The organism is Bradyrhizobium sp. (assembly GCF_049581145.1).
GTDB lineage: Bacteria > Pseudomonadota > Alphaproteobacteria > Rhizobiales > Xanthobacteraceae > Bradyrhizobium.
Map to the genome: position 1 here is coordinate 1 of NZ_JBAURI010001203.1, position 10118 is coordinate 10118.

Genomic DNA, 10118 nt, shown 5'->3' on the forward strand with positions numbered 1-10118 from the left:
CGGCCGTGGTGCGCTCCACCGCCGCGGAGTAAATCTGAACGGCGCTATTGATCCGGGCCGAACCTGTCCATGTTGCTGGTTGCTTTGGCGGCGCTCATTGGAGGCGCATGATCTGGGGTGCGAAATATGAGTACGGACATCGACCTGCAATCTTCGCGGACTATTTCCAACTCCATCTCGCTGATCCACTTTTAGATGGTGATTGGTCCGACGCTTGGAAGGCGCCGGACGCATTCATCGGCGCGACTGACTTCCTCGTGGCCATTTGCAAGAGTCCCTGATCATTGCCCCCTTTTAGATTCGGTGTCGCCCATTGGCGCATCTCAGAGCATTGAATTTTGGTTGCGGCCGGGGCGCAATGGACTGGCCGTCCCGATCGCGAATCGCCACGTCGTTCCACCTCGTCCCGGTCGCGCTCGTAAGTGCCGGAACGCACGGGCATTTCCGAAGCTGGGGTTAGACCGGCTGTGCCCATCCGCGAACGGCCATGACGCCCCATGACCCAACCCGGACATTCGTCACTGAAAGAACTGGTGACGCGGCCATTGCTGCTCCTTATGTTGGCGCGGACTTTCATTGCGTCGCATCTAGTTGGCGACTGACGCCTCACCTCATCAGAGGGTACGACATGGCTCAAATAACGCCGGAACGTTCGGGTGCTATCGGTAGTGGATTGGCGACGATCGCCGACGACGGGACTATTCTCGACGCTTGGTTTCCTAATCCGCGCCTTTCGCACCAGGTCGATAGCTGCGGGACCGTTGATCTTTCCGATCAGGCGCTCGCTGAGCTGGGTGAGGTAGCAGCGATACTACCCCTTCGAAAGGACGTTAGGCGCAAAGTGACCATTCGTGCTGTACGTACTTCGATCAAATCCCTGAGCGAGCCTGCCGTAGATGCGTTCGACATCTATTTGCGTCTCCATCTGCTGAGCCATCGCCTTGGTCGACCGCGCGCGATAAACCTAACAGGGATATTCTCGATATTGACCAATGTTGCATGGACATCGATTGGCCCGTGTCTCCCAAGTGAAGTCGACAATATTCGGTGGCGTATGCGAGCCGATGGTGTTGCCCTCGATGTCCGAAGCGTCGACAAAATCCCGAGGATGACGGACTACGTGGTACCCTCGGCAGTCCGCATCGCCGATGCCAATCGAGTGCGTTTGGGGGCTTATCTCGCTCCTGGTACGACTGTCATGCATGAGGGGTTCTGCAATTTCAACGCAGGAACGTTGGGGGCGTCGATGGTCGAAGGACGTATCAGCGCTGGTGTCATCGTGGGTGACGGCAGCGACATTGGTGGTGGCGCATCGATAATGGGCGCGCTCTCGGGCGGAGGAACAGAAACCATCTCAGTTGGAGAGCGCTGCCTTCTCGGAGCAAACTCGGGTGTTGGTATCTCTCTTGGTGACGCCTGCGTTGTCGAGGCCGGCTGTTACGTGACCGCCGGGACGCGCGTCAGTACGCCTGACGGCAAAATCGTCAAAGCCGCCGCGTTGTCAGGCCAGTCCAATTTGACGTACCGCCGCAATTCTCAGACCGGTGCCGTTGAGGCGATCAGCCGCAACGGGTCTTGGGGTGCCCTGAATCCCAGTCTGCACAACCTTGGCTGATTGCGATTGCCCACTCGAGTGTCGGAGACTGTGCAGGTTTTTGGACGCCGGCATGACGATCCCGCCAAGCGCTGTGGCGGCCGGCGTCCCAAACCGCCAAGGCCCGAAGCGTAAGTGCCGGAACGCACGGTGATGTCGGGAGCTGGGGTAGAGACCGGCGGTGCCACCCCCTGCCGCCCTTGACCCATTCGGAAGTCACGCCTTAACTGTCAAAGCAAGCTGGACAAACCGCGGGTACTCCACATCAGCAATATTCTTCAATAGGAGCATTTCGCTAATGCTGAACCATTTCAGTTCCGTGTGCTCATCGGAGACGTTGGTCGGATTGCCACCTTCCCAGCTCATTACGGCGTAAACGTGATGCAGCGCATCTCCATGAATTTCCGGAAGTCGCTCTTTGAATGTTGCAATGAGATTAAACCTACGTGGTACTACCCCAAGTTCTTCTTGAGATTCACGGACAAGCGCATCGTCGAGGCTTTCCCCATCCTCGACGTGCCCTCCAATTATATCCCAATAGCCAGCCCAAGTTCTTTTCGTGAGCGAACGCAGACCGAGTAGCACCGCTCCATCAGAATTGATGAACAGTGCTCCTACAGTTCTGGCAACCTTGACTTGCATTCGAATGGGCCCATCTAGCGACTGACCGCAGGCTGCTTAATAGAGCCTGTCTCGGCGCGGCATGCAATTATGTTATTGGCGAGCCGGGTGCGGATCAGGTCCCATCGGCACGAAGCGTAAGTGCCGAAACGCACGGGTTTCCGCAGCTGGGGGTTGAACGGCTGTGCCGTTGGCAGATATGCTGATGGTTCTTTTAAGGGCTAAGCTTCTTTATGCAGACCGGGTCACCTTTGGGCATGACGGTGCAATCCCAATCCGGACCAAAGCCATTGTTCGGTTTGAAATTCCTAGAACTCGGAAACCAATGGAACCCGAAAGCGATAAGACAAAGCACAACGACGACGAATAGAACACCCATCACGTCTCCGAACGTCGGATACGGCCAACGCCATCTCATGACAGTTTCTCAGCCCGAATTTCGGCCGCAGAAGGATCGAGCGATCCGGCGCGATAGCAAGAGCCCCGACGAGACGGAGACATTCTATGCGCAACAGGCATCGACACCTCGCTCCGTCCCGTTTTTCGCATGCGGATCCACGATGGCTATAGGAAAACCTCTCTTTCACCTTACTTAAAGGCTCAGTTCAAATCGTACTGATTATCGGCGACGTCGCCCTTGGCAAGAAGCCCAAGTGCCGCAACAAGGGGTGATGTCCGGAGCTAGGGGTAGGTGCTATCAGCCGCCGGCCATCGACCAGCATTGCATGCGGTCGCGTCGGTCACTCCGCCGTCGTTCTCGCGCGTACTTTCTCCCAGAACTTATTTGGTGCCCAACGCGGCAACGAATTTCTTTGTCAACTCGACAGTCCCATTGGGCAGGCCGAGACCTTTCGCCAGTATGGGGCAAATCCCGGAAGTGATTATTTTTCCATCTTGAACGACGCCTGGTCCGCCATAGATCGCCCCTTCGAACCTCTTGTCCGTTCGTCCCGCCCACTGCGGCGCGGGATTGAGCGGATCCGTGACATAGGCGTACTTCCTTCCCTTCAAGACGCCGGCTTCAGCCAAGACGATGCTGGCGTTCGAGGCAGCGGCCACGGGTTTTCCATCTTCCAGGACCTGCTTGACCGCGGCAACGGCCTCGGAGCTGACAGGCGGCCCTGGAAACATGCCGACACCCATGCAAGGCATGATCACCCCCGCATAGTTGCTCAGTTTTATTTCTGATAGTCGTGATACTTTCTCAATCTTCTGGGTGGGCCCCAAGATCGGCTGACCTGATGTACTGGCGACCTCCACCTCATAACCCGCGTTCTTCAAACCGGTGTCCATCACACCGACTTCCATCTCGATCGCGAGGTCCAGATCGCTGGAATATCCTTCACGCACAATCATCAGGACTTTGCCCGCACTCTGTCCGTAAACCGGTGATGCCGCGCATGCTATCGCTACCGAGACCATGAGCATCGCGGCTGCAAAAGTCGCAATCCTTTTCATTTCTCATTCTCCATCATGTGGCGATAAATTCTCAGTATGCACGCTTCCGTAGTGTCTATGTTGATATAGATCATTTTGTCATGCTTCAGGACAACCGCTCGCGGGCGGCGCGAATTGTGGCGTCGCCGACGCCGTGGAAGCGATGATGTCGCATCGACGCGCTGGGGCTGTCGATGGCGCCGGCTGACTTCGCCGCCGGACGTGGATCGCGTTACGCGACCAGCCTCGTCGATGCGTGCATTGCGCCGTTTCGAGAAGATGGGTTCGCGCTTCCGCCGACCACGGATGATGTCCGCGTCTCGCACGAAGCGTAAGGATCGGCCTGCGCGGCGTGATTGCCGAAGAACGCCAGATGGACAAGCTTGTCCTTCCGAGCAGGCCGAAAACCCCGGGCTATCGCTGCTGATCAGGAATGTTTGCCCCCGAGGGGGGCAGCAGCCGCTCGGCCAGTCCACGCAGCGCCAAATCCGCCGGGCGTTCGGCGATGAGCTCCTGCAACAGCGTCGCGCCCTTGGCCGCATCACGGTCGAGCATGGCGTAGGCCGTCAAATAGGCTTCGCGCCAGGCGGGCGGCGCGTCGGCCGGCCAGGGCTCAAAGACCGCAATCGACTCCTCGCGCCCGCGGATCGCCAGCCGACCGAGCGGGCGCAGCAATGGTGCTCCGCATCGCGCAGCCGCACCTGGCCCGACACAAATCGCCGACCCGATTTCCTTGTTGCTGGCTTGCAGCCGCGCCGCCATATTGACGGAATCGCCATGAGCCGTGTAGTCGAGCTTGGATTGAATGCCGACGTCGCCGACGATGGCGGCCCCGGTCTCGATCCCGATTCGCGTGCGGCCGAGCCCGATCGCTGCGGCCGGGCCGCGGCGGCGAAAGCCCTCGCTCCACTCTTGAACGGCGATCGCGCATTCGATGGCGCGTCGTGGGTGATCCTCGAGGTCGAGAGGTGCATTGAAGAGAGCATGCACGCCGTCCCCGACGATCTTGTCGATCATGCCGCCATGCCTGATGACGATGTCGGCAACGCCCTCGAAATACTCGTCAAGCGTCGTGACCAGCTCCTCGGGGCCGGCGCGATGCATCGTGGCCGTGAAACTCTCGATGTCCGTGAACAGCGAGGTTACCTCACGCCGCTCGCCACTGAGCTTGACCAGGTTCGGTTGTTCGATGATGCGGCGGACAACCGCCGGCGCGAGATGCTGTTCGAGCCGATGGTGAACCAGGGCTTCGCGCCTGCGCGTTACCGAATATGCGGTGCTGGCTGTCACGGCGAACACCGCTGCGGCCGCAATGGAGGGGGTCAGCGGATCGGCGAGGCGATCCGCAAACACCGATACCGCGATTGCGGCGATCCACAGCAGCGCGATCGTACAACCCAGGATCGTGCTGCCGGAGGCAGGAGGCAAAGCGCCGCCAAGCAGGACGGCAAGCGCGCCGATCACCAGAATCGTCAACGGCTGCGCAATGGATGCGGCCGTCAATGCACTCGGCACGCGGTCGGCGACCATCTGCTCGACCGCGTCCGCCTGGATTTGCACCGACGGTGTCAGCGGGTCCCCCGGCGTTTTGCGCAGGCCATTGAGTTCGGGCGCCGAGCCGCCGAGCAGCACCAGTGCGTCCTTCAGCCGATCACGGTCGGCGCGGCCCTCGATCACATCGATCGCGGATAGTGTGCGGACGGCGCGATGTGACGGAGACCGTGGCGCGAGCCGGAGCAGTCCATCGCGTGGAAGCGCGACCCGTCGGCTGCCGACCACAAGGGTCGGAGGCTCGTTCTCGATGAGATAGTTCGAGGCCCCGAACGCGAGGCGCACCGCTTCGGCAGCGAGACTTGGCATCAAGGCGCGCCCGACGGCGACGAAGACCGGAACCTGACGGATCGCGCCATCGGCGCTGCCGGGCAGTGAAAGCGCGCCAAGCCCACGCGCTGCCGCTGCGAGGGTCGGCGTCGGACCGATCGCGCCCTTGGCCTGCCACAAATCGTCGAACGGCAGCGCCCCGCGGCTCACGATCGGTGCTGCCGGCAACCCGCCATCGCGATCGGGGTCGAGCACAAATCCGAACGCTGTGGGGACGCTGCTGGCTGCTTGCGCCAGCAGCTTGTCACCGTCCGGCAGGCTGTCCGCCAGCGCGCTGATTTCGGCATGCCCGGTCATCGAGCCGAGCCGTCGGGCCAGCGCCGCCGGCGAGCGGTCGTCTGGCTCGGCGAACAACACGTCGATTGCAATTGCAGCGGGGCGCCCGCCGGCCACTGCCTGGACGAGCCGTGCCATCGTCTCCCGCGGCCAAGGCCACGGACCCGATGCGTCGATGGAGGAACGATCGACATCGACGACCAACACTTTGAGGCCGGATGCGACAGGCCTGCGCAACGACTGATCGCCAGCGAGCACGAGGTCGAAGGCGCTGTCGCGCAACGCATCGCTCACGGCCTTCGGGAGCAGGATGGTTGCCAACAGCAGAACGGCCAAGGTCATCAGACCCGCCGCGACGGGCCGGTGCTGTTGCCATGCTCGACGTACTCTACCCATCGGGCTGCCGCGCGGTCGCTCCGAACACAGCTGTTTGCAACAACGGCTGAAACGACCTATCGGTTGCCGGCTCGTCTTTTCCGGCTTGAGGCCGGTGGCCTGGAAACATTCAGCCGACGCTCGCGAGTGCCGCGCGGATGCGTTCGGGCGCCCATCGCTGACCGGCGTCGGCGGCGCACCGGGCGATACGATGTCCGTACCTTCGCCTACGCGCAGGGTCACCTGCTGACGCGCCGCGGCAACCGTCACCGAGCCGCGCGCGACGAACACGCCGAAACGGCCGTTGCTCGGCCCGGCGAAAAATCGCGTGCCGCGTACCGCTATCATTGCAAAGGGGCTGAGAATTCTGACGCTCGCGTGGTGCGGCTGTCCATCAAACAGCAAGGGCCCCGCGCTCAGTGTCATCTCGCCACCGGCATCGACGAGATACTTGTCGATCTTCAGCCTCGCCTGGTCGCCCAGCTTCACCGTCGTATTCCGCCCGAGGCGCATTCCCAGCCGGGACGCCACCCCGGTCTCGACTTCGTCGCCGATAAAAACCGGCGCGGCCCGATCAAGGGTGCGACGGCCCGAACCGTTTTCCGCGAATGCCTCGCCCGTGAGGTCTTCGACCGAGCCAGCCGGCTCGACTGCACGGGCTGATTTGAGAAAAATGAACGGAAGCGCGAACGCCCCATAGCGCAAAAGCCGGCGCCGATCGCCAAAACCGTCGTTTTTGATCTCGCCAAGCCCGCTCATCGTCGACTCCCGTCAATTGATAGTTCACCGGTGATAGGCGCTCAATATGGCAACTGCCCCCGCGGAGCTTGCCGTTTTACGGGCTGAACGAGCGATTCCATGAAAGCACCCGATCGGAGTTGACCCCTCGTTCGTCATTCCGGATGCACTCCGGCCTGCGCTAGCCGGTCGGAGTGTAGGCCCGGAATCCATAGCCACAGATCGAAATATTTGGGCAGGCGCGGCAACGCGTCCACAACACACCTCCCGCCGGTGGTCATGGAGTCCGGGCTCATGCAACAGCGCGCCCCGGAATGACGGCAGAGGAGATCTGTGAATCCGAAAGCCCCGTATCGCCAGAGATCAGGCCGTGCATATGACAACTTTCACGAAATCGATCGTTCAGAACGAGCAAACCGGTACCTTGATGCCGCGACATTATCACCAACTCGTGGGCTTCGGGCGCTTCCGCCCATCAGCGCGCTGAACATGGTTACCGGGGCGGTCAGCGCAAGCGGCCCAAGCACCTCCGAATAGAAACGGCGCGCCTTTGCCGCAGTTCGCCGTCTTTTCCTTTGCTCCGTCACACCGGGCCGGTTGATCCGCTGTTCGGCCTCACCGAACTCGGCATGGCCGCGGCCAACACGTGGCACGCGCGATCGCGCGCGGCGTCGTCCTGGCCAAGGCACTGCCTTTCCCCGCCGCGCTGCCCGCGTGGCACGACCGCTTCGGGCAATGGAATCGATCGTCCAGGCATGCAGGCGGACACTTCGCGGACGCAATGCCGGAACAGGTTATTTGGCATGTGATGACGTATCGCCGCGGTCCTTCCGATGGAAACATGCCGGCGTACGCCTTCCGGAGATCTGCCGACCACCCATGCAAACATCAACATTCAGCAGCGACAGGGCGCCTCTCGGCCTGGTCAGTTACCCCCCTCGACAAGAGACATCTCGCGACCTCGCCGGGCATCCGCTCAACTGTATAATCAGTTTTGAGCCATCCGGGCCGCCGCGGCCGCCACACCTGCGCCGATCAACAGTGTACCGCCCGTTCTATTGAATATGCTGACGGCTCGTGAACTTTGCACAAGTGCACGCGCTCGCGACGCAATTAGCGCGTATCCGAATGCATCGGCGAATGCGAGGGCGAGGAAAGTCGTCTCGAAAATGACCATCTCAGCTCGTACGATGGGTTGAGCACTTCGCGAAACCCATCATCTTGACGCTTGCGATTGATGGGTATCGCTTCGCTCCACCCATCCTACGCCTTTTGGCTGGCTGCCGTGGGATGCGACAATGAAGGCTAGCGATGCGGTGCCGCGCTGTGGCCTGCTGATCATCGATCTGCGCAATGGTGACATCGCGCAGTGGTTCCGGCTCAGGGGCGATGTCGCGGAGCTGTTCGATGTCGGCGCGATTGCAAACATCCGCTGCCCGCGCGCAATTGGGCCTCTCGCGCCGGGTCTGGAAGCGGGGGGACGGACCGGTTGTATTTTTCAAAATATCGGAGATTAGGTTTTTTTGCAGCTTCATCCTGAAGGTTTGCAAAGAGACGCGACGGTGTGCACAAATAGCTCGTAGGATGGGTTGAGCACTTCGCGAAACCCATCATCTTGACGCTTGCGATTGATGGGTATCGCTTCGCTCCACCCATCCTACGCACTGCCCCTTCCCCGCCGCGCCGCCGGCGTGGCAGGACCGGCTCGGCCAATGGAATCGATCGTCCAGGCATGCAGGTGGTTATCCACAGGCGGAGACTTGCTGCGCATTTCCTAAAGGTCCGAGGTTGCCTCCTATCGCATCGCTCGTGACCCGCGCGTTATCTCAGTTGAGCTGCTCCCGGAAAGGGCGCTCGCGCTTCCGACAGGCATTCGTTGACCATGGTCAAGAGCGCCGCCGGTCTGCACGGCTTGCGCAGGCAGCGCGTTGCGCCGAGTTCAAACGTCATCCTCAGGAAATCGGGCGCCGACGAATCGAGGTTGGCAAAGGCGTAGCCCGACATCGCGATCAGCGGAACGCTCGGGGCGCGTTCGTGGAAGATTCTGATCGACTCGAAGCTGCGCATGTTCGGCATGAAAATGTCGACAATCATCAGGTCGAACTCGCCGCCTTCCAGCGCCCGCAACCCGGCGTCGCCGCCGTCGGCGATCGTGACCTCGAAATTGTGCCGTCTCAGATTGACTTCGATGGCCATGCAGACCGTCGGATCATCGTCCACAACGAGAATGCGCTGCATGCTGTCTCCCCGCGGCTTGACACCTTAGCTTCGCCGTTTCGACGACTCCTGGATCGTGGTGCACACGATTGTCCTGCCAAAGATAGAATCCTACCAGAGGTAAAACAAGAGACACAGTGCATCCGTCAGCCATCGACAAAGGTCACCGGAATCCGCTCAGCCGAACCGCAATCTCCTTGTTGCCGGCCGATCATCATCCACGATCAGAATTCGCCGCATCGCGGGCTCCTGGCTTGTTTTTCCCCAAATCTCTCCGGGAAGGAACTCGACGTTCTCCGCTACGAATCAAGGTGCCCTTCTTATTTCGGCCGTAAATGCGGCGAGTTGCCTGCCCTTCGACGTGTATAATCTTGCACTGCAACTCCTGGCTTGCCGACGAATATCTCCTGATTGTGTTCGCCTGGCATCGCGCACCCGGAACACGGTCTAGTCTCGACCACGAAGAGAACGCTGAAACCGGGCTATCGGAGAATGATAGGAGAGCGGATGGGCTTATCAATGGCGCTTTCGTGAGGGCGTCAGTTGGGCTTCAACCAAGGCGTCTGCTGCGGCATTGATCTCCTTGCCTGGCCCGTTCGGGCCGCCCAAGGTTTGGCTGATGGCATAGGCGCCCTCCGCCAGGAGCAAAAGCCCGTCCGCTAATCGTTTTGGTTGCGGTACGGCCAATGCCGCGGCGATCCGATGGAAACGCATCCGCATTTCCCGTTTGTTCGCTTGGGCGACTTTGTGCCCTGGATGGGATGGGTCTGGAAACTCCGCACAGTAGTTGATGAACGGGCAGCCGCGGTAACCCGGTTGCGTCGTCCTGCCCGCGAGGTAAGTCATGATCGCGCGGAGCTGGGCGCGAGGATTGCCGTCATGCTTGGCGAAAGCCTCGTCCCACAGGCGCCAGAAGTCATCGTTCCGCTTGGCAAGATAGGCAACAATCAGGTCGTCCTTCGACGAAAAGCTCCGGTAC

At 60.7% G+C, this 10118-nt stretch carries 8 protein-coding genes and 2 pseudogenes; 4 read left to right on the forward strand and 6 right to left on the reverse strand.

Going from position 1 to position 10118, the window contains the following annotated elements:
• The first annotated feature begins 628 nt into the window (after positions 1-628).
• The gene (gene dapD, locus WCB02_RS38350) at positions 629-1615 is read left to right on the forward strand and encodes a 2,3,4,5-tetrahydropyridine-2,6-dicarboxylate N-succinyltransferase (protein ID WP_423967336.1); all 987 of its coding nucleotides are present in this window, start codon (positions 629-631) and stop codon (positions 1613-1615) included.
• Between the two features lie 195 nt (positions 1616-1810).
• On the opposite strand, the gene WCB02_RS38355 is transcribed toward dapD, so the two are convergent.
• The 3 genes from WCB02_RS38355 to WCB02_RS38365 all read right to left on the reverse strand — a co-directional run bounded on the left by WCB02_RS38355 (position 1811) and on the right by WCB02_RS38365 (position 6673).
• Positions 1811-2236: an NUDIX hydrolase gene (locus tag WCB02_RS38355; protein WP_423967338.1), complete on the reverse strand. Its 426-nt coding sequence runs from the start codon at positions 2234-2236 to the stop codon at positions 1811-1813.
• A 759-nt stretch (positions 2237-2995) separates the two neighbouring features.
• Entirely contained in the window at positions 2996-3673 is a 678-nt protein-coding gene (locus WCB02_RS38360) for a DJ-1/PfpI family protein (protein WP_423967342.1), read from the reverse strand.
• A gap of 393 nt (positions 3674-4066) precedes the next feature.
• Entirely contained in the window at positions 4067-6673 is a 2607-nt protein-coding gene (locus tag WCB02_RS38365) for a CHASE2 domain-containing protein (protein WP_423967349.1), read from the reverse strand.
• On the opposite strand from WCB02_RS38365, the gene WCB02_RS38370 reads away from it, so the two are divergent.
• The gene (locus tag WCB02_RS38370; protein ID WP_423967353.1) at positions 6566-6847 is read left to right on the forward strand and encodes a hypothetical protein; all 282 of its coding nucleotides are present in this window, start codon (positions 6566-6568) and stop codon (positions 6845-6847) included. The two genes, WCB02_RS38365 and WCB02_RS38370, sit on opposite strands and share 108 nt — an antisense overlap.
• 668 nt (positions 6848-7515) lie before the next feature.
• Positions 7516-7655: pseudogene (locus tag WCB02_RS38375) on the forward strand (P1 family peptidase); the annotation flags it as partial.
• Between the two features lie 255 nt (positions 7656-7910).
• On the opposite strand, the pseudogene WCB02_RS38380 reads toward WCB02_RS38375, so the two are convergent.
• Positions 7911-8102: pseudogene (locus WCB02_RS38380) on the reverse strand (LysE family translocator); the annotation flags it as partial.
• Between the two features lie 100 nt (positions 8103-8202).
• Between WCB02_RS38380 and WCB02_RS38385 the strand changes: the two are divergent.
• Entirely contained in the window at positions 8203-8439 is a 237-nt protein-coding gene (locus tag WCB02_RS38385; RefSeq protein WP_423967351.1) for a hypothetical protein, read from the forward strand.
• A gap of 304 nt (positions 8440-8743) precedes the next feature.
• On the opposite strand, the gene WCB02_RS38390 is transcribed toward WCB02_RS38385, so the two are convergent.
• Positions 8744-9160 (reverse strand): response regulator, encoded by a 417-nt coding sequence (locus WCB02_RS38390; protein ID WP_423967345.1) that lies wholly within the window; start codon positions 9158-9160, stop codon positions 8744-8746.
• A gap of 495 nt (positions 9161-9655) precedes the next feature.
• The coding region (locus WCB02_RS38395) for a TetR/AcrR family transcriptional regulator (protein WP_423967347.1) at positions 9656-10118 on the reverse strand (463 nt) is incomplete at its 5' end.

Bases quoted from the DNA above. Each gene is read 5' to 3' on its own strand.
- WCB02_RS38360 (WP_423967342.1), bottom strand. From the start codon at position 3,673: ATGAAAAGGATTGCGACTTTTGCAGCCGCGATGCTCATGGTCTCGGTA.
- dapD (WP_423967336.1), top strand. From the start codon at position 629: ATGGCTCAAATAACGCCGGAACGTTCGGGTGCTATCGGTAGTGGATTG.
- WCB02_RS38355 (WP_423967338.1), bottom strand. From the start codon at position 2,236: ATGCAAGTCAAGGTTGCCAGAACTGTAGGAGCACTGTTCATCAATTCT.
- WCB02_RS38390 (WP_423967345.1), bottom strand. From the start codon at position 9,160: ATGCAGCGCATTCTCGTTGTGGACGATGATCCGACGGTCTGCATGGCC.